We start from the raw sequence: 19,330 nt of genomic DNA on the forward strand, positions 1-19,330 counted from the left end.
GGCGGCTCAGGATCCTCTAGAAGAGGGCGTCGGGGCGGGGAAACAAGGCGTCGTCGAAGGCAGGGAGCAGCGCCTCCGGTTCCTGAGGTTTTCGGGGTCGCGGGACCGACTTGGTCGACTTGCGTGGTGTGCGGCGTGCTCCGGAGTGCAGGCCCTCGCGGTTCTCTTCGTCGTAGCGCTTGTGGTTCAGCTCCAGCAGGCGATCAAGGATCTCGACCTGCACCGCCGGGTCGATCGTGTAGCGGGTGCCCTGCCGGGTCTCGTGGAACCCGTGATTGAGCTGCAGGTCGGACCAGCCGTACGCCTCGGCAACCGCCTTGTCGATCTCGACGTGGATTTCCCGCAACCGCCGGATGTCCGCGCTGGCCACGCCCTCGTCGTGGACCAGGTTGTAGAGCTTCGTCAGCCCCAACCCCCGCCCCAACATCACCGACCGCCGGTACGAGTCCAACTCCTCACCAACCCGGTCCATCCGGTCCGTCAACTCCGGCTGCGGGAACGTCTCGAAACCATCGGACGGCGTGTAACGCGCATCCGATCGAAGACTCGACTCACCTTTAATCGTCCACCATGAGAAATGGACGCTACTTGAAAGCAGGGAGAGCTTGGATGATTGACCCGTGGCGAATACAACAAGTTGCTCATTCAATACATGTCCGGTTGACACGAACGCAGGCACGCCTGTCCGACTGACACGTGCGATGGCGAGGACGCGGTCGAGCCCTTCGATGGCCTCGTACAGCTCGGGGCGGCGACGCTCGTACTGCCACCAGCGATTGCGTGCGCTGGCGCTGTACTTGTTGCGCTCGCGTTCGGGTTTGACTTCGCGTTCGACGATGGCGAAGCAGTCCGGGTACTGCTGGGCGCGTTCGATGGGCCAGTCGTGGAAGTTGATGACCCAGCGGGTGGCCGAGCAGTCCGGACTGGTGTTCAGGTCTTCACCGTTGAGGTAGGGGAAGAGGACGTCCTTGTTACGCGGGTCCTTGGCGATCAGCGCCTGCGCCTGCTCCGGCTCCAGCAGGAATCCTTTGCCCAAGATGTTCGAGCCTTGGAACGACTGGCCGGCGTTGGCGGCGAGGCGGTGTGGGTTGCCGGTCACTCGGGACTCGGCGTCGAGCGAGGCGGTGATGCCCCGCACCTTGCGGCCGTCGAGGATGCGGTCCTCGCCGCTGCCGGCGTGCCCCACCCAGAGCAGCGACACCTCCAGCGAGGCGGTGCCCGGCCACGGCTGCGACTTGTTCGCCCGATAGATCGTCCAGCCCATGTCGATCGCCTGATCCAGGCCGACCTCGCGGGTGTCACCCTGGGCGATCGTGTTCGTGGCGATCAACCCGACCCGGCCCTGCCCGGTCACCGCCAGTTTGCGCAGCAGGAAGTACGAGCACAGGTCGGCGCTGCCGCGTCGGCCCCGGCCGACCCGCTCCACCAGATATTCGCGCAGGTCGACACCGATCGATCCGGTCAGCCGCTGGCCGCCCACGAACGGTGGGTTGGCGATGACGGCGTCGAAGCCGGCGCGGTTGCTGACCTCCGGGAACTCCAGCGGCCAGTGCAGGGGGCGGATCGGGGCGGAGCGGCTGCCGCGCAGCCAGTCGCTGATCGTGTCGGTCAACTGCCGAGTCTGCTCCGTCGACGCCTCGTCGTGCAGCACCGCGTACACCTGGTCGCTGATCGCCGACAGCCGGTCGTCGTACCTGTACTCGGGATCGTCGTCGGGGTCGTCGTCCGGATCCCACGGGCGGCGCTGTGCCCGTACGGCGGTGGACAGCGCCGCGCCCACGACGGCGTCGGCGGCCAGCCGCAGCCCGTCCCCCATCTGCTCGATCAGGCCCAGCTTCGCCGCCTTGTCGGCGGCGTCTCGGGTGTCCTGCACCACGCTCGCCTCGATCTGCTCCCGCAGCTCGGTCATCTCGGCGACCAGTTCGTGCAGCCGGTCGGTGACCGAGCCGTAGAGCCGGGCGTGCAAGGATCGCCCCTGCTCCGGGTCCAGGTGGAAGGCGGTCAGCTGGTCCAGCGAGGTGATGCCGACCAGCGAGTCACCGCAGCGCAGCGCATGGTCGAGGAAGCCGAACGGTCGCCCCTTGGCCAGGGTGACCAGCCACAGCGACAGCTTCGCCAACTCGACGGCCATGTCGTCGCGGTCCACACCGTACAGGCAGCGGGCGGCGACCATCCGGCGGGCCACCAGCCGCAGCTCCTCCTCGGTGCGCCCGTCGGCGGGCAGGTCGGCCAGCTCAGCCGGCAGCTTGTCGCGCTGCCAGGCCCGCACCACCACCTCGGCCAGGTAGCGGCAGGCGGCCACCAGGAACGCGCCGGAGCCCATCGCCGGGTCCAGCACCTTCAGCTGCAGCAGCTCCTCCGCGCTTTTCGCCCGCCACACGCCTTCCTCGGCGACGCCCTGCGCCGGGCCGGGCGCGAAACACAGCGGTGCCAGGGTGTGCCGGACGACCTCCTCGGCCAGCTCCTTCGGCGTGTAGTGGGTGCCGGTGGCCCGTCGGTCGCCGACCTGGGTGAACAGCACCGACCCGGCCGGGAAGATCGTCGGCAGGCCGCGCAGGTCGGTGCGGAGCAGCCCCCAGTACGGGCGGGCCCGCTCAGCCAGGTCGGCGTCGTTGTCGCAGGCGGCGTGCAGCGCCGCCACCTCGTCCGGCCGGGGCGTGCGGGCCAGCGCCCTGCCCACCTGACCGGCGGTCAGCCCACAGCGTTTCACCAGCCAGCCGCGGAACTCCGGCTCACCGAGCGCGGCCTGCTCGACCAGCTCGGTCAGCGGCAGCTCCGGCTCCAGTTTGCCGACCAACCCAACGTGCGGCTGATCCACCCGCAGGCAGGAGAAGTCGAGCAGTCCTTCGTAGACGTGGCCGATCTGCTCCACCCCGAGGCTGGAGTAGCTGAGCTGCTCGGCGGCCTTGCCCCGGTGGCGCAGCACCAGCAGCGCGTCCAGGATCTCCAGGATGACCCGGTCGGTGACCGCCGCCCGGTGCAGCCAGCCGAACCGGGCCGGGTCGAACAGCGACCCGCCGTGCGCCGGGATCATCAGGTCCGGGTGGGTGCAGCCGCCGTGCACCGCCGCGAACAGGGCCAGCAGCCGGGGCCAGGCCGCCGCCCGCCGGTCGGTCACCTCCTCGCTGTACAGGTCCCGCGCCAGGCTCAGCTGGGCGTGCAGCGTGGTCGCCGCGTACGCCTCCTGGTAGAGCGGGTCACCGAGCGGCAGCAGCCGCTGCTCCTCGGCGTACAGCAGGAAGACCAGACGCATCAGCACCGTCAACGCGCCCCGGTAGATCTCCCGGTCGGCGACGTCGCGCAGCAGTTCCCCGCCGGATTCGCGGTCCAGCCGGGCCAGTTCGCCGACGAACAGTTCCACCGCCCGGCGGACCTGGTCACCGAGGGTGGTGGTGACCTGGGTGAGGGCGTCGGCGCTGCGGACGAACAACCCGGCGAGGCTGGTCGACGCGGTGCCGTCCGGGTTGGCGGCCGGCGGCAGCACCCGGCTCGCCGCCAGCAGGGTGGCGAACGCCCGCAGCAGCAGCGGCTCCTCCAACCACAGGTCGGCGTCGAAGACGGCGACTCCGGTGGCGGTGCCGGGGCGGGCGTGCACCAGCGCCCAGTGCTGGCCGTTGGTGAGCAGCGCCACCGGGGTACGGGTGTCGCGGCACAGCTGCGCGGCCTGCTCGGTGGGTGCCGGCCGGTCGCCGTCGGGCCTGGTCAGCGGCGTGTCAGCCGGCAGGTGGTAGACGTGCAGCCGGGCGGCCCGGCCGCCGCCGGGCTCCGGCCCGTACATGATCCAGTCGGGTCGACGGCGACGCCGGTCGGCGCCAGCGAGGATCTCCGACGGCAGCGCGGTGCCGTCGCCACGGGCGCTGGCCGGGTAGCGCAGCAGCTCGGTCAGGATCAGCTCCACCCAGGCCGGGGCAAGCAGGTCCGGCGGGGCGTCGAGGATCTCACCCCAGCCTTGGCGGATCCGCTGGCGGACCTCGTCGGGCACGGTGTCCAGGCCGTCGGGCAGGGCGACGGTCAGCACCGGCACGGTCAGGAACGGCCCGTCCGTGCCGAGCAGGCCGAGCCATTCGGCGTGCTGCTCGTCGGCACGTTGCGGAGCCGGCCGGTACGGGCGACGGCCGGCAGTGACTGCGGTGGCGGTGCTTCGGGTGGACGGCATCAGCGGGCACCTCGGGCGAGGGAAGCGGGCACCAGGCAGGTGACGGCGGCGGGGAACCAACGGGCGGTCGGGTCGGCGTAGCGGCGGCGCAGCGCGTCGGTCTCCCGCTGCCGCTGCGCCGGGATGTCGCGCAGCCGGTTCCGCAGGGCGTCCCGGTCGGCGTGCAGTTGTTCGCGTTCCAGCTCGAACAGCGACGGCTGTTCCCAGGACGGCGTGTCGTCGAGGCGGGCCCGGATGTTGGCCGCCAGCTCGTCGAGCACCGCCCCGATCGCGGTGACCTCCTCGGCGCAGCGCTGCTCCAGCAGGCTGTACAGGCTGCGTTTGCGCTGGTCGGCGCGGACGGCGAGAGCCCGGCTGAGCGGCTCGGACAGCGTCGGCCACAGCTCGACGAGCTGGCCCAGCATCGGCTCCGCCGGTGTCTCGTCGGTGGCGGCGGCGAGTAGCGCGTCCAGCTCCTCCTGGCGGGCGCGGGTCAGTTTGCCGGCGACGATCGGCCCGCCCGCGGTGATGATCTCCTCGTGCAGTCGGGTGCCTTCCGTGCCGGTGATCACCACCCGGCCGTGGGCGATCAGCGCCGGGCTGCGCAGCAGCTCGCCGGGGACGATCCGGGCGGTGACCCGGTGCAGCCGCTTCCCGGTGCCCGCGTCGGGGCCGGTGCCGGCACCGGAGGTGCTGCCGCTGGACCCGCCGCCGGTCCGTGACCACAGTTCGGCGCGCAGCAGCCGCAGGCACATGCCGACCAGCCGGTGCCCGAGGTGCAGCAGCACCACGTCGGTGCGGCCCTTCGCGGCGTCCGGGTCGAACGTGACCGGCCTTTCCCGGCCGGTGACCGGATGCAGCAGCCCGTCGGTGCGGGCCGTCGCCCACGCGCCGGGCAGCTCCGGCAGCCGGAACCAGGTGCCGGTGGCGTCCGCCGGGGTCGGGGCCGCGATCAGGTCGCGGCGGTGCGCCAGCCGCAGCGCCGTGCGGACCACCCGCTCCACCGTGGCCGGGGTCAGGTTCAGCTGGGTACGGCTGGCATGCAGCTTCTCGGTGAGCCGCTGCAGTTCACGGGCCAGGTCACGCTCGTACCGTAGCCGGGCACGGCTGGCCCGCCGGCCGATCTCGGCGTCGGTGGCCCGCCAGTCCGTACGCTTGCCGGTCATCTTCTGCTCGACCTGGGTGGCGATGACCTCACCGGCGCTGCCCAGGTCGGTGCGGATCGCCTCGACCTTCTCCACCGCCAGCCGCAGGAACGCCAGCTCGTCCTCAAGGGACCCGTCGGTGTAGTCGGCGTGCTGCCAGCCGGCCGGGACGAAGTGCAGCACCTGCACCTCGGCGGCCCGTTGACCGTGCCGGTCGATGCGGCCGTTGCGCTGCTCCAGCCGGTTGGGGTTCCACGGGATCTCCCAGTGCAGCAGCCGGTGGCAGTGCCGCTGCAGGTTGATGCCTTCGCTGGCGGCGTCGGTGGCCAGCAGCACCCGCACCGGGTCCAGGGACGGGTCCTCGGTGAAGACGTTCTTGACCCGTTCGCGTTCCTGCGGGTCCTGCCCGCCGAACAGCAGCGCGATCCGCTCCGCCGGGTAGCCGGCGGTGATCAGCCGTTCGTGCAGCCAGCGTTGGGTGTCGCGGTACTCGGTGAAGATGATGACCCGCTCGTCGGACCAGTCGTCGCCCGGCCGCACGATCGGGTCCAGCCAGGCGCGCAGCGCGGTGAACTTGGCGTCCGGCTGGTGCTGCGCCGACCGGGCCCAGGTCCGCAGCTCGGTGAGCAGCGCCTTCTCCTCGGTGGACAGCGGCGGCGCCCAGCGGCGTACGGCGGTCAGGGCGTCGGCTTCGACCTCGCCGTACGCCTGGTCGTCCTCGGTGGTCTCGTCGAGGCGGTCGATCACCGGCCGGAGCACCTTGTCGGCTTTGTCGCGTACCGGGGTGGTGTCGCCGGACCCGCTCGGGGCGCGCGCGGACATGGTCGCGAGGTGGGTGTCGACGGTTTCGGCGAACGCCTTCGGTGACGAGAAAAGTCGCCGTTTCAGCAGCGTGGTGACGAAGTCGGCGGCGAGTTGCCCGGCCCGGTCGGCGGCGGCGTCGCGGCGGCTGGCGGCGTAGCGGGACAGCAGCTCGTGGGCGTGCCGTTCGGCGGCCGGGTAGTCGACCTCAAGGTAGTCGAGGCGGCGCACCGGGAACCGTGGGCTGCCGTCCCACCTCGGCGGCAGGTCGCTCTTGAGCCGGCGGACCATCACCCGGGCCAGCTGCTCGTCGGTCGGTTTCACCCCTCGGGCGAAGCGCTGGTCGTCGAGCAGCTCCAGCAGCGCGGTGAACGACTCCAGGTAGCCGTTGTGCGGGGTCGCCGACAGGAACAGCCGGTGCTCGCAGTGCGGGGCGAGGATCCGGATCGCCTTGGTCCGCTGGGAGTCGGTGGCGTAGCGGCCCCGGCCGGCCGGCGCGCAGGTGTGGATCTCGTCGACCACGAGCAGGTCGATGGCGCGCGGGTAGCGGGGGGCGGTCGGCAGCACCTCGCGGAGCAGCCGCAGCGGGCGGTCGCGTTTGAGCCAGTCGACGCTGACGATCAACCGGGGGTAGTGGGTCCACGGGTTCGCGTACAGGCCTCGGCTGCGTCGCAGGTCACGCAGCAGTGCGCTGTCGACGATGCGGAATTCGAGGCCGAACTTGTCGCGCATTTCGTCGCGCCACTGCCGGGTCAGCCCGGCCGGGCAGACGATCACCATCGTCCGGGCCCGGTGCCGCAACATCAACTCCTGCATGACCAGGCCGGATTCGATTGTCTTACCCAGACCGACATCATCGGCGATCAATAAGTTGGTGCGTGGCATGGACAACGCCCGGACCACCGGGTCAAGCTGGTAGTCCTCGATTTCCACGCCGGACCGGAACGGGGCCTGCAACGCCGTACGGTCGGCGGAGGCAATCGCGCCCCAACGGACCGCGTCGAGGAATGCGTCCAGCTGGGCCGGGTCGTCGAACCCGTCACCCGGACCGGGCAGGACGGTGGAGTCGTGCACCGCCCGACCGGGCTCCAACTCCCAGACCACCCGCAACTCCTCGTCGCGGGCATCGTCCTCGACGCTGATCAGCTGCACCAGGTGCGGCGCCTGCCCGGTGAACACCTGCGGGTCGGCGCTGGCGACCTCACCGCGGACCACCTGCGCCGCCACCCACCTGCGGTTTCGCACCGTCACCAGTTGGCCTTCGGCGGGCACCGCCGACTGGTCCGTCAGGGTTGTGACAGCAGATCCACCACGCTGACCATCGTCGATAGTTTGGTGCGAGATGTCCGAACGGCCCATTCCATACGTACGTGCCTCCACTCTGCACCTTTCGTCGTTCTCCGCGCTCGGAACTGTTGCGTAGCATGGGCTCTCCGCGAACGCAGGCGTGCAGGCTAGTGCAATTCGTCCACACAGTCGACAGGGGTTACGACAGTGGCCAAGCTCGGAATCGCCAAGGACTTCCTGGCCGACTATGCCAAGCTGCAAAAACCCGTTCAGAAATCGGTTTCCGCCGTGATCGACAAGTTCGCGGCACACACCCACGCCGGCATCCACCTGGAGAAACTCGCCAACGCCAAGGACTCCCGCATCCGCACCATCCGGATCACCCAGTTCTACCGGGGCGTCGTACTCGCCCCGACCAGCGGCGACGAGTTCCTGCTGCTCACCGTCCTGCCCCACGACGACGCCATCGAGTACGCCACCAGCCGGCGGTTCACCGTCAACCAGGCCCTCGGCGTCCTCGAAGTCCGCAACCAGCAGGCCCTCGACAGCATCGAGCCAGCCCTGCAGCAGGCCGCCAGGGCCAACCCGAGCATGCTGTTCAGCCGGGTCAACGACGCCGACCTGATCCGACTCGGCGTCGACGCCGACATCCTCCCCCTGGTCCGGCTGCTCACCACCGAAGCGCACCTGGAAGCCCTGGCGAACCTGCTACCCGCCGCCCAGTACGACGCACTCACCGGCCTCGCCGCCGGATACACCCCGGAGCAGGTCTGGGACGAGGTCAGCGCACACCTGCCGACCAGCGCACCCGCCGAGCCGGTCGACCCGGACGACCTGGCCGCCGCCGCCGCCCGCACCCCGGACCGCTTCCACCTGGTCTCCGGCCCCGCCGAGCTGGCCAGCATCCTCGCCCACCCGTTCGACGCCTGGCGGGTCTTCCTGCACCCGACCCAACGGGAGATCGCCCACCGCCCGTCGTACGCCGGACCGGCGCTGGTCACCGGCGGTGCCGGCACCGGCAAGACGGTGACCGCCCTGCACCGGGCGGTGTTCCTCGCCGCCCGGATCACCGGCGGCCCGGACCGGCTGCTGCTGACCACCTTCACCCGCAACCTCGCCGACGCTCTCGACCGGCAACTCGGCCTGCTCACCGACGATGCGCCGATACGGGACCGGATCGACGTGCTGAACGTCGACCGGCTCGCCTACCGGATCGTCGCCGAGACCCTCGGCCGCCAACCGGTCATCGCCGACGCCAGGACCGTCACCCGACCGCTGTGGGAACAGGCCGCCGACGCCACCGGCGGGCAGCACAGCGCCACCTTCCTGCAGCGCGAATGGGAGCAGGTGATCCTGGCCCAGGGCATCACCGAACCGGCCGGCTACCTGGCCGCCCGCCGACACGGCCGGGGCGCGCCGCTGCGCGCAGACCAACGGCTCGCCGTCTGGGAAGCGATCCGGCAGGTCACCGACGCGTTGCGGCAACAGGAGCAGTACACCCACCTGCAGCTGGCCGACCAGGCGGCGAAGATCCTCGCCGAACGGCCGGACCGCCCGTACCGGCACGTCATCGTCGACGAAGGCCAGGACCTGCACCCGGCCCAGTGGCGACTGCTGCGGGCCGCCGTCGCCGCCGGCCCCGACGACCTGTTCATCGTCGCCGACCCGCACCAGCGCATCTACGACAACCATGTGTCGCTGGGCAGCCTCGGCGTCGGGATCCGCGGCCGCAGCCGCAAGCTGACCATCAACTACCGCACCACCCAGGAGATCCTCGCCTGGTCGGTGCGGCTGCTCACCGGCGTGCACCCGACCGGGCTGGACGACCAGCAGGACGACCTGACCGGCTACCGGTCGCCGATGCACGGCCGCCGGCCCCGGGTAGCCGGCCACCCGGACCGGGACGCCGAGCACGACCAGCTCGTCACCCAGGTACGCAGCTGGATCGACGACGGGGTCGAGCCACACGCGATCGCCGTCGCCGCCCGCAACGGCCACCTGGCCCGCGCCGCCCGCGACCGGCTCGGCACCGCCGGCATCCCGGTCAGCACCCCCACCGCCAGCAAGACCAACGCGGTACGGGTCGGCACCATGCACGCGATGAAAGGGCTCGAGTTCCGCTGCGTCGCGGCGATCGGCGTCGACGCCGACACCATGCCGGCCCGCTCGACGATCACCGCAGCCGACGACGACCCCACCGCGCACCGGCACGACCTGCAACGGGAACGCTGCCTGCTCTTCGTCGCCTGCACCCGCGCCCGGGACTCGCTCTACGTCTCCTACGCCGGTGCGCCCAGCCCGTTCCTCGACGCCCGGCCCACCCACTGACCAACCCCTTGAACCCTCCGCCACACAGCCCTGCTCAACGGACTCATGGCGGGGACCGCCCGTCGAGCCCGCCTCAACACTCGGCCGTCGAGGCGGGCTCGACGCAGACAGAGAGCCGGTGCGGGAAGTCGATCGAGCGAACGCCCCCGGTCGACCGGTAGGTCACCGTGACGGGTGGGGCCTCCCACAGGCCGGGCCGAACGGCCGTGATCTTGAATACGGTCGAGTAGCGTTCCCGGCTGGCATCGCTCGGCAGCAGCTCGACCGAAGCCGGGTCGACGGCGGTCAGACCAGGTGCGAACACGGGCGGGAACCGGTCGGTGAAGCCGACTCCGTCGGGTTGGTCCGGCGCCAGCGCCACCAGGCCGACGGAGTCCACGCTGACGACCGCCGAGTCGCTGGTCGCCATCTCAACGGAGATCAGCTGGACCGGAGAGCTTGTCACGTTCCGGAAGACGACCAGGCCGTCGTAGCGGCTCTGGCTGACCTCCAGCTGTGAGCTGTGCTGGCTGCCGCGCCCGGCCGATTCGAGGGCGACACCCCGATGATCGTCGTCGGCCAGGCCTGCGGACGACGACTGCCTGGGCGCCCCGCTATCCGGGCCGTCCGAGCCGCCGGTGCACCCGGCGACGCCGAACGCCAGGACCACAGCGAGACCCAGAGCGGTAGGCAGCCTTCCCATGTCTCCCCACGTCACCCCTTGTTAACACCCGCCCTGCGGGTTCGGATACCACCAGGCCGTCGCCGGGTAGTCGTCCCGCTTCCAGCAGTAGTAGTTCGAACTGTGTGACGCGAGTGGGGCGTACGCCACCGCGTCAGCCGACGTGGTCACCGTGCAGTTGGTGTTGAGCCGATGCTTCCTGAAGCCGAACAGCCGGCCTTCTTTCGTCCGTACCAGGCGGGACGTCACCCCCGACGACAGCGGGATCGAGTGGCTCCAGCTGGTCGTGTGGCTCGACCCGACGGTGAGGTCGACACCGAAGGTGGTCTCAGCCGACGCGACGAGCGCACCGGCCGAGACCGAAAAGCTCGCCGACGTGGTGACCGAGATGTCGATCGTGCCGCTACCGGTGAAGTCGATGGACCCGGGACCGGTCTGCCAGTCGCTCGCGGTGTCGGTGGAGATCCAGACCTTCTGTGGCGACCAGACCTCGTAGGTCTCCTCGATCGGGCAGGCCTGGGGGACCATGTCGGCGGCCCGCACCGGAGCGACCGCGAGCAACGACAGCGCCGTGCCGGCCGCCACGACCATGGCGGCCCGTACCCCGCTCGGCAGGCACCCCCGCCCCATCAACAACAATGATCGGGACATATCGATACGGTAGGCGGGCCAGTCCACGGACCACAAGGCGGACCCGGGCAGCACGGTGCAAGATCTCCGACAGACGCCTCGGCACTCAGGTCAGGCCGGGGGTCAGCAGGCCGCTCTCGTACGCGAGGATGACCAACTGGGCGCGGTCGTGCGCGTACAGCTTGGTCATGATCCGGTTGACGTGGGTCTTCGCCGTGTGCGGCGAGATCACCAGGTCCTGGGCGATCTGCTGGTTCGACCGGCCGCGCGCGACCAGCAGCAGCACCTCGCGTTCCCGGTCGGTCAACTGGTCGAGCGCCTCGCTGGCCGGATTCGGCCGGCTCACCGCTGCGGCCGGTGGGTGGCCTGGCAGCACGTACCGCTCGATGAGGCTGCGGGTCGCGGCCGGCGACAGCAGCGCCTCACCGGCGTGCACCGCGCGGACCGCCCGGACGATCTCCTCCGGCTCCGCACCCTTGCCGATGAAGCCGCTGGCACCCGCCCGCAGCGCCGCCACCAGGTACTCGTCCTCCTCGAACGTGGTGAGGATCAGCACCCGGGTGTCGGCCAGCGCCGGGTCGGCGCAGATGGCCGCCGTCGCGCCGATGCCGTCGAGTTGCGGCATCCGGATGTCCATCAGTACGACGTCGGGACGCAGCGACCCGGCGAGCCCGACGGCCTGCGTACCGTTGACGGCTTCGCCGACGACGCTGATCTCGTCGTGGTCGGTCAGGATGTCGGTCACGGCCTGGCGGATCAGTGGCTGGTCGTCGACGACGAGCACGCTGGTCACCGGGGTTCCTCCTTGGGTAGCGGCAGGGTGGCGGCGAGCCGGTAGCCGCCCGGGGACAGGCCGGTTTCGACGACGCCACGGACCGAGGCGACCCGTTCCCGCAGACCGACCAGTCCGTGCCCGCTGCTGGGCACCTCGAGCCGGTCGTCGGCCGACCGGCCGGACACTGGATTCGTGACCATCACGTGGATCCGGTCAGGGTCGACCTCGACCTGGACATGCGCGCGATGCCCGGCACCATGCTTATGGGCGTTGGTCAGGCCTTCCTGGATCACCCGGTAGGCGACCACGTCGACCGCGCCAGTGACCGCCGACAGATCCCCGTCGGTACGCAGCGACACGTGGAGCCCGGCCCCGGTGAACCCGGCGACCAGCTGGTCGAGCCGGTGCATACCCGGCTGCGGGGCGGTCGCCGCCCCGTTGGCCGGGTCGTCGTCCTCGGTCCGCAGCACCCGCAGCAGGTCGCCGATCTCGGTGAGCACGGTCCGGGCCGCGCCCCGGATGACGCCGAGCGACTGCTGGGCCCGGTCAGGGCGGGTCTGCAGCGCCGACGAGGCCACCCCGGCGTTCAAACTGATCACCGAGATCTGGTGAGCGACGACGTCGTGCAGGTCACGGGCGATCCGCAGCCGTTCCTCGGTCACCCGTCGACGGGCCTCCGATTCGCGGGTCTGTTCGGCACGCTCGGCGCGTTCGAGGATAGCGAGCAGGTACTCCCGCCGGGACCGGGTGGCGTCGCCAGCGGCGGCCGCGAACGCGACCAGGACGATGACCTGGAACGCCCGGGGATCGAACACGCTCCCGATTGCCGTCAGGAGGTTGAGTAGGGTCGTCGCGACAACGGCGGCGCAGGCTGTGGTGAGCGTGGTCCGCCGGTCCGTGCGGTTCGCCGCGCCGAACATGGCGATCGACACCGCGAGCACCACGCCCGGCTCCAGCGCCCCGGTGGCCGCCACCAGACCGTAGACCGCGATACAGCCGGCCAGCACCGGCAGCGGCCAGCGCCGCCGCAGCGGCAGCAGCACGGCCGGGACGATCGCCAGGGCGACGGTGACCGGTCCGGCCTGCTCATGCTCGGGGACTTTGAACGGGGTGAGCGCCGTCGCGACGATGATCACCGCCGCGACGAGGTCACCGACCCACGGCGGTACGCGCGGACGCCGATGTCTCGGGTCCGCCGGCCCGGCCGTAGTGGTCGTCATGGCCCCAGTCTGCCGGCCGCCGTGACCGGGCAGGTCCACCTGTCGCGGTAATCCCCGATACCGCGCACGCGGTACGCGGGTGCCCGCCGCAGAGTGACGCGGCGGGCCGGGCCGTTGACGACGATGGAGACACCAGCCGGAAAGCGGCCTGGTCGGCGAATACGAGGAGTCCGATGGAAAGCCCTGTCATCTCGGCTGTCAACGTACAGAAAACGTACGGCCGGGGCGCGAACAGCTTCGACGCGTTGAAGGGAGTAAACTTCGACATACATGACGGGGAAAGCGTCGCGATCCTCGGCAAGAGCGGGTCGGGCAAGTCGACCCTGATGCACATTCTCGCGCTGCTGGACGCGCCAACGTCGGGCTCGATCATGCTCGGCGGCGTCGATACCCGTACGCTGCGGGGCAGCCGGCTCAACCAGACCCGCAACAAGACCTTCGGGTTCGTCTTCCAGCAGTTCTTCCTCACCTCGAACATCTCGGTGCTCGACAACGTCATGCTTCCGATGAAGATCGCCGGCGTGGGGCGCACCGAGCGCAGACGGCGCGGCATGGCCGCCTTGGAGCAACTGGAGCTGGTTGACAAGGCGAAGAACAAGGCCGCGAATCTTTCCGGTGGGCAGAAACAACGCGTGGTGATCGCGCGGGCGCTGGTGAACAATCCGCGGATCATCTTCGCCGACGAGCCCACCGGCAACCTCGATTCCGCGACCGGCACGGTGGTGGAGGACATTCTCTTCGGCCTCAACCGGCAGAACGGCATCACCCTGATCGTCGTCACCCACGACGAGGAGCTCGCGGCGCGCTGCGACCGCCGCATCCTCGTCCGGGACGGTCAGCTGGTCAGCGACTCGGCGGCGGTGCCGGCATGAAGATCTCCGACCTGGTCGGTTCGGCCACCGCGAACACCTTCCGGTCCAAGACCCGCACGCTGCTGACGATCCTGGCGATCTTCATCGGCGCGTTCACCCTGACCCTGACCAGCGGGCTCGGCACCGGCATCAACGCGTACATCGACGACACGGTGACCGCGATCGGCGCCTCTGACGTCATGACGGTCGTGAAGACCTCCGAGCAGGGCGACGGGTTCGGCACCGCCGACGCCGGGCCGGCCGAGTACGACCCGGACACGGTGTCGAGCGGGGAGGCCGGGCCACCCGGGCAGACGGTCGTCGCGCTCACCCCGGCGGATCTCGAAGCGCTGGCCGACATCGAAGGTGTGCTCGACGTGCAGCCCACCAGGTCGATCAGCGCTGACTACATCCAGGTCGGCGACGGCACGCGCTACGTCGTGAACGTTGGCGGGCTGGTCGCCGGGCAGCGGACCCCGCTGGCGGCCGGGGCCGAACCGGACAACTCGTCCACCCAGCCGCAGCTCGCACTCCCGACGTCGTACGTCGAACCGCTCGGCTTCGCCGACAAGGCGGCTGCGCTCGGCGAGACCGTCTCGATCGCGGTCACCGACGCCGAGCGCACCCGGCAGGTGATCGAGGCGACGATCGTCGGGGTGGCCGAGGAGACCCTGGCGACCCCGGCCGGAGCCAGCATCGTGCCCAACGACGCGCTGACCGACGCGCTGTTCGACGCGCAGAACACCGGCATCCCCGCCGTCGAGGCGCAGCGGTACGCCCAGGCGAGCATCTGGTTCGACCCCGCCGCGACCGACGAGCAGATCGACGCGCTGAAGGATCGACTGGCCGACGCCGGCTACACCGGGAGCACGGTCGCCGACCAACTCGGGGCGTTCCGGACCGTCATCGACGGCATCGTCTGGGTGCTCAACGCCTTCGCGGTGATCGCGCTGCTGGCGGCGAGCTTCGGGATCGTCAACACCCTGTTCATGTCGGTGCAGGAGCGCACCCGCGAGATCGGCTTGATGAAGGCGATGGGCATGGGCTCCGGCAAGGTGTTCGGCCTGTTCAGCCTGGAGGCCACGGTCATCGGTTTCCTTGGCAGCGCGATCGGTGCGGTGTTGGCGATCGTGGCCGGTACGGCGATCAGCAGCGCGCTGGCCGACGGTTTCCTGTCGGACCTGCCCGGACTGACGCTGATCGCGTTCGAGCCGGCCCCGATCGCGATGATCATCCTGCTGGTGATGGCGATCGCGTTCCTGGCCGGCACGCTGCCGGCGTCGCGGGCGGCCCGGGCCGATCCGGTCGAATCGCTGCGCTACGAGTAGCAGCGACCGGGCCGGTCGACGGTCGGCAAGCACCACGTGCCTGGCGGGATCCGTTCCCGCCAGGCACGTCACTGCTGCCAATCAGGCTCCGCAGGTCGGTCAGGACGGAAAGTACGAGTTGGTGGTGGCACTGCTGTACGGGGAGTAGTTCCAGTAGTGGTACATCAGGGGCAGCTGACCCCACTTGGACCGTACGTACCTGCTGGTGCCGACCCAGATGCCGGAGTGATCGTCACTGGCGTACGACAGCTTCATGCTGGAGAACCAGATGTACGGCGGGTGCCAGCGGGTGTAGCTGCCATCGAGCCAGTACTGGTCGTCACCGGGGCTGTTCATCCACCGGTTGTTCGCGCTGGAAGTGCTGTACCAGGCGTATGAGTGGCAGTTGTACATGCGCGAGGCGTTGCTTTCCCGGGTGGCCGACGGATAAAAGCTGTCCACGTAGTTGTTGCCGTTGGTGATCTCGGCGCTGGTCAGCTCGTACGTCCTGGTGATCACCGTGACCGGGGTGCCGTTGGGGGTGTAGACGGTGCTGTAGTAGTCCAGCGTCCCGACGTCGTCGCTGACCGGGTGCGCGACGCTGGGATCGGCCAGGTGTGCCCGTACGGCGGCAACGGTGGTCTCGACCGCGCCCGGCCGCAGTTGCAGGCCCTCCCGCAGCAACTCCGAGCGGGTCCAGTCCCAGCCTTCCCGGATCGCGAGCGTGCGGCCCAGCAGCACCGCGGTCGGTTCCAGGCTGGCCTGGCTGTACGTCTTGGCGTCGGCCTGCTTGGCTCGGTGTACGGCGAGTCCGACGTGCAGCAACTCCGCGGACTGCGCCGTGGTCAGGGTGGCCAGCACCTGCGGCTGGGCGAGGACGGTTTCCAGTTTCCATGCGGTCATGACCCGGTCACCTGCTTCATCGAGCGTCTCACCGGGGCGGGCCGCAAGGTTCAGGGTCCGGTAGCGCTTCAGCAGTTCCTGGCCGGCGTCGGGGCGGCGGAGCAGTTCCTGCAGTCCGGTGAAGCGTGCGGTGACGGTCTCGAAGCCTTGTTGGACGCTGTTGAAGGCCAGGGCGTCGGGCAGCAGCGGGTACGCCAGGACGGCGTCGACGAGCAGCGGGGTCCGCAAGGCGGCGGCGGTCTTGTCCGGCATCTGTACGGCGTCGACCATCTCCTGGTGGCTGCTCAGCGCGCGCCACTGCGCGGTGCCGGGGGTCACCTGGTAGATGAAGGGTCGGTCGGCGGCCGAGACCGGGGTGCCGGGCGTGAGGGTGGCGACGAGGGCGCCGGTGATCGCTGCGACGAGGGCGCGCCGGGTGAGGCGGGCGGGACGGGACATCCGTGATCCTCTCGAGGAAGAACTGGATCGACACAGGAACACCATGATCGACAAGAATCGATCTGTGTCGCCCCGGAACGTTACCAGGGTCCACGGTTGTGGAATGGTCGCAAATTCAAGCAGGAGACGGTCAGTGTCAGACATTCATTGGACACCAGACCAGAGGGCGACACGATCGCCCGATGCCGCCCTCCCGTGCCAAACGTCCACCCCCAGGACCGCGCGGACATCCACTGGCCGGACAGCGGTGAGGCAGCTGTCGGCCGGCCATGGGCGCTGCGTACCACCTGGACGACCGTGCTGGACCGAATCGCCGACCCCGACCGGACCACCTTCTGACCAAAGCGGGACGCCGCCAAGTCAGACAACTGCCAGGATTGTTTTTCATATTTGCTATTGTCTAAGTAATTTTGCCATGTTAGCGCTTGCATCAGCATCGACACACAACAAAACTGTCAATATCCAGTAAGCCTGAGATCCCCAGTCCCATTCAGGAGGGAACAGTGCGGCTCAGCCACACGACCAGTCGGGCCACCCGGCTGCTCGCCGTCGCCGTCGGCGTAGTCACCGCCGGCGCGCTCGCCCTGCCATCCGCCGGGGCAGCCGCCCCGGTCGTCTACACCGCCAGCGAACTAGCCCAGGTCAGCGACCTGGTGGAAGCCTCCGGCGTCGAAGGGATCGCCTGGCACGTCGACAGCGCCTCCGGTCGCGTCGTGGTGACCGCCGACAGCAGCGTCTCCCGCGCCGAGATCGCCAAGATCCGGCTGGCCGCACGCGGCAAGGCCAGCGCGATCCGGGTCGAGCGTACGTCCGGCGTCTTCACCCGGCTGGTCTCGTCCGGCGACCCGATCTACGGCAGCGGCGGCCGGTGCTCGCTCGGGTTCAACGCCGTACGCGGCAGCACCTACTACTTCCTCACCGCCGGGCACTGCGGTGAGGTGGTCAGCACCTGGTACAGCAACTCCGCGCAGACCAACCTGATCGGCCCGACCATCGACTACAGCTTCCCCGGTGACGACTACGCGCTGGTCCGCTACGACAACCCGGCGCAGAGCCACCCGGGTGGGTTCAGCGTCGGCGACGCCTTCGTCGGGCAGTCGGTGACCCGCACCGGTTCGACCACCGGCACCCACAGCGGTACGGTCACCGCGCTCAACGCCCGGGTCCGCTACCTGGGCAGCGGGGTCGTCCGCGGTCTGATCCGGACCAACGTCTGCGCCGAGCCGGGCGACTCCGGCGGCCCGCTCTACTCCGGGTCGACCGCGCTGGGCCTCACCTCGGGCGGCAGCGGCAACTGCCGGACCGGCGGCACGACCTTCTACCAGCCGGTGCGCGAGGCGGTCGACGAGTACGACGTGACGATCTACTGATCGGCCCGGTTGGCCGTCGCCGCTGATCCCGACCGGCGGCCGCCGCCACTGGTCGATCCGCGGCCGGGCCGGCCACCGGAGAGTGTGCTCCCCGGTGGCCGGCCCGGCCGATGTCGGACGGCCAGCAGCACCCGCAGCAGCATCGCCGGAGTCGCCAACGACACCGGCCGGGCCAGCAGATGCTGCACCAGCAGCGCCTGCCGGGCCACCACCGGCGACGTGTGACAGGCCCGGGACACCAGGTTCCGGTACCGGTTGACCAGACCGGTACCGACCGGCCGGTGGCCCGTGGTCCGGGGATCGGCGAAGTCGGCTCCGACGGCGGTACGCCACAGTGCGTCGACCGCCCGGCCGGCCCGACGGTAGAAGGCACCGGCCAGCCGTGGCGAGGTCGGCCCGTACCGCCGCAGCGCCCGGTCCAACGCCCGAGCCTGCCGGGCGGCGGAGGTCACACCTTGCGCGTGGATCGGGTTGAGGCTGCAGATCGCGTCGCCCAGGACCAGGAATCCGGCCGGGGTACGGCGCAGCCGTTCCACCTGCCGGCGCTGATCGGTGGCGATCCGGTGGGTCAGCACCGGGCTGAGCGCTTCGGCCTTGGTCAGCACGTCGGCGATGGTGGGTGACGGGAGCTCCCGGGCGAAGTTCTCGAACTCGACCGGGTCACTCGGCGGCACCTCCCCGTGCCGGGAGCCGATGGTGATCAGCCAGCGGTCGCCTTCCACCGGCACCATGGTGCCGGTCCGGTGGCCGCCGGCCCGGTCGTCGACCACGACCGCGAGGGCACCGTCGAGGTCATCCGGGCCCCGCCGGACCAGCTGCGACGCGTACGCCGCGTCGACCCGTACCGCCGCGACCTCCGGTGCCGGGAAGCCAAGCTCGGCCAACTGGTCCAGGAAGCGGGTGTTGCGCCCGGTACAGGCGACGACCAGGTCGGCCCGGTGCTCGACCCCGTCCACCCGGACACCGGTGACCCGGGCATCGTCGACGCTGGCGCCGAGCATCCGGGCGCCGGCAGTCCGGCCGGTCGCGACGACCAGGCCGTCGACCGCGGTCCGGTCGACGACGGTCACGTTGCGCCGCTGCCGCAGCAGGCACCGACGGACCGCGTCCTCCAGCAGCGGCCGACTCGCCGACATGGCGAGGAACCCGAGGTCGGGACGGGCCCGGTAGCCGCCGCCCTGATGCCACACCAGGCCGGCGCCGTGCAGTGGGACGGCACCGGCGGCGGCCAGTTCCCCGGTGAGCCCGGGGAACCAGCCGTCAAGGAGCCGCCGACCGGCCGCCAGCAGCAGGTGGCCGTGGCGGCCCTGCGGGACGCCCCGGCGTGGCACCGCGTCGTCGGGCAGCCGGTCCCGTTCCAGGACCGTCACCCGATCGACGTGGTCGCTCAGCACCCGCGCGGTGGCCAGACCGGCGATTCCCGCCCCGATCACGATCGCGCTGGTGCCGTCGCTGTCGCTCACCCTTGTTTCGCCCTTC

13 protein-coding genes are annotated in these 19,330 nt (G+C 70.4%); 5 read left to right on the forward strand and 8 right to left on the reverse strand.

Going from position 1 to position 19,330, the window contains the following annotated elements:
* Nucleotides 1–16: 16 nt before the first annotated feature.
* Together O7543_RS19700 and drmD are read right to left on the reverse strand one after the other, a co-directional pair.
* Complete coding sequence (locus O7543_RS19700; RefSeq protein WP_281552480.1) at nt 17–4,156, reverse strand: DNA methyltransferase; 4,140 nt, start codon at nt 4,154–4,156, stop codon at nt 17–19.
* Nucleotides 4,156–7,440 carry a DISARM system SNF2-like helicase DrmD gene (gene drmD / locus O7543_RS19705; protein WP_281552479.1) on the reverse strand — a complete coding sequence of 1,095 codons (3,285 nt, stop codon included), beginning with the start codon at nt 7,438–7,440 and terminating at the stop codon, nt 4,156–4,158. The genes O7543_RS19700 and drmD overlap by 1 nt, the downstream gene beginning before the upstream one ends.
* A 135-nt stretch (nt 7,441–7,575) precedes the next feature.
* Here drmD and O7543_RS19710 point away from each other — a divergent pair, with 135 nt between their 5' ends.
* Nucleotides 7,576–9,696, forward strand: coding sequence for a UvrD-helicase domain-containing protein (locus O7543_RS19710; RefSeq protein WP_281552478.1), 2,121 nt, complete (start codon nt 7,576–7,578; stop codon nt 9,694–9,696).
* 73 nt (nt 9,697–9,769) lie between these two features.
* Here O7543_RS19710 and O7543_RS19715 read toward each other — a convergent pair whose 3' ends face one another.
* The 4 genes from O7543_RS19715 to O7543_RS19730 all read right to left on the reverse strand — a co-directional run bounded on the left by O7543_RS19715 (nt 9,770) and on the right by O7543_RS19730 (nt 12,982).
* Entirely contained in the window at nt 9,770–10,378 is a 609-nt protein-coding gene (locus tag O7543_RS19715) for a hypothetical protein (RefSeq protein ID WP_281552477.1), read from the reverse strand.
* Between the two features lie 21 nt (nt 10,379–10,399).
* On the reverse strand, nt 10,400–11,008 hold the full coding sequence (locus O7543_RS19720) for a hypothetical protein (RefSeq protein ID WP_281552476.1): 609 nt from the start codon (nt 11,006–11,008) through the stop codon (nt 10,400–10,402).
* An 85-nt stretch (nt 11,009–11,093) separates the two neighbouring features.
* The gene (locus tag O7543_RS19725; RefSeq protein ID WP_281552475.1) at nt 11,094–11,780 is read right to left on the reverse strand and encodes a response regulator transcription factor; all 687 of its coding nucleotides are present in this window, start codon (nt 11,778–11,780) and stop codon (nt 11,094–11,096) included.
* Nucleotides 11,777–12,982: a histidine kinase gene (locus tag O7543_RS19730; RefSeq protein ID WP_281552474.1), complete on the reverse strand. Its 1,206-nt coding sequence runs from the start codon at nt 12,980–12,982 to the stop codon at nt 11,777–11,779. The genes O7543_RS19725 and O7543_RS19730 overlap by 4 nt, the downstream gene beginning before the upstream one ends.
* 173 nt (nt 12,983–13,155) lie before the next feature.
* Between O7543_RS19730 and O7543_RS19735 the strand changes: the two genes are divergently transcribed.
* The gene (locus tag O7543_RS19735) at nt 13,156–13,854 is read left to right on the forward strand and encodes an ABC transporter ATP-binding protein (RefSeq protein WP_281552473.1); all 699 of its coding nucleotides are present in this window, start codon (nt 13,156–13,158) and stop codon (nt 13,852–13,854) included.
* Nucleotides 13,851–15,161 (forward strand): ABC transporter permease, encoded by a 1,311-nt coding sequence (locus tag O7543_RS19740; protein ID WP_281552472.1) that lies wholly within the window; start codon nt 13,851–13,853, stop codon nt 15,159–15,161. Before O7543_RS19735 ends, O7543_RS19740 begins: the two co-directional genes overlap by 4 nt.
* 99 nt (nt 15,162–15,260) lie before the next feature.
* Here the strand turns inward: O7543_RS19740 and O7543_RS19745 are convergent, their stop codons facing one another.
* Complete coding sequence (locus O7543_RS19745) at nt 15,261–16,481, reverse strand: hypothetical protein (RefSeq protein ID WP_281552471.1); 1,221 nt, start codon at nt 16,479–16,481, stop codon at nt 15,261–15,263.
* A 195-nt stretch (nt 16,482–16,676) separates the two neighbouring features.
* Between O7543_RS19745 and O7543_RS19750 the strand changes: the two genes are divergently transcribed.
* Both O7543_RS19750 and O7543_RS19755 read left to right on the forward strand, forming a co-directional pair.
* Nucleotides 16,677–16,820, forward strand: a complete 144-nt coding sequence (locus tag O7543_RS19750) for a hypothetical protein (RefSeq protein ID WP_281552470.1) — start codon at nt 16,677–16,679, stop codon at nt 16,818–16,820.
* Nucleotides 16,821–16,984: 164 nt separating this feature from the next.
* The gene (locus tag O7543_RS19755; RefSeq protein WP_281552469.1) at nt 16,985–17,851 is read left to right on the forward strand and encodes a S1 family peptidase; all 867 of its coding nucleotides are present in this window, start codon (nt 16,985–16,987) and stop codon (nt 17,849–17,851) included.
* On the opposite strand, the gene O7543_RS19760 is transcribed toward O7543_RS19755, so the two are convergent.
* The gene (locus tag O7543_RS19760; protein ID WP_281552468.1) at nt 17,845–19,314 is read right to left on the reverse strand and encodes an FAD-dependent oxidoreductase; all 1,470 of its coding nucleotides are present in this window, start codon (nt 19,312–19,314) and stop codon (nt 17,845–17,847) included. The genes O7543_RS19755 and O7543_RS19760 overlap by 7 nt on opposite strands.
* Nucleotides 19,315–19,330 lie beyond the last annotated feature (16 nt).

The sequence above is a fragment of the Solwaraspora sp. WMMA2080 genome (assembly GCF_027497395.1).
In the GTDB taxonomy this organism is placed as follows: Bacteria; Actinomycetota; Actinomycetes; order Mycobacteriales; family Micromonosporaceae; genus Micromonospora_E.

What these genes read in the sequence shown, in the direction of transcription:
- O7543_RS19745 (WP_281552471.1), bottom strand. Translation starts at nt 16,481, where the DNA reads ATGTCCCGTCCCGCCCGCCTCACCCGGCGCGCCCTCGTCGCAGCGATC.
- O7543_RS19720 (WP_281552476.1), bottom strand. Translation starts at nt 11,008, where the DNA reads ATGTCCCGATCATTGTTGTTGATGGGGCGGGGGTGCCTGCCGAGCGGG.
- O7543_RS19735 (WP_281552473.1), top strand. Translation starts at nt 13,156, where the DNA reads ATGGAAAGCCCTGTCATCTCGGCTGTCAACGTACAGAAAACGTACGGC.
- drmD (WP_281552479.1), bottom strand. Translation starts at nt 7,440, where the DNA reads ATGGGCCGTTCGGACATCTCGCACCAAACTATCGACGATGGTCAGCGT.
- O7543_RS19715 (WP_281552477.1), bottom strand. Translation starts at nt 10,378, where the DNA reads ATGGGAAGGCTGCCTACCGCTCTGGGTCTCGCTGTGGTCCTGGCGTTC.
- O7543_RS19740 (WP_281552472.1), top strand. Translation starts at nt 13,851, where the DNA reads ATGAAGATCTCCGACCTGGTCGGTTCGGCCACCGCGAACACCTTCCGG.
- O7543_RS19700 (WP_281552480.1), bottom strand. Translation starts at nt 4,156, where the DNA reads ATGCCGTCCACCCGAAGCACCGCCACCGCAGTCACTGCCGGCCGTCGC.
- O7543_RS19730 (WP_281552474.1), bottom strand. Translation starts at nt 12,982, where the DNA reads ATGACGACCACTACGGCCGGGCCGGCGGACCCGAGACATCGGCGTCCG.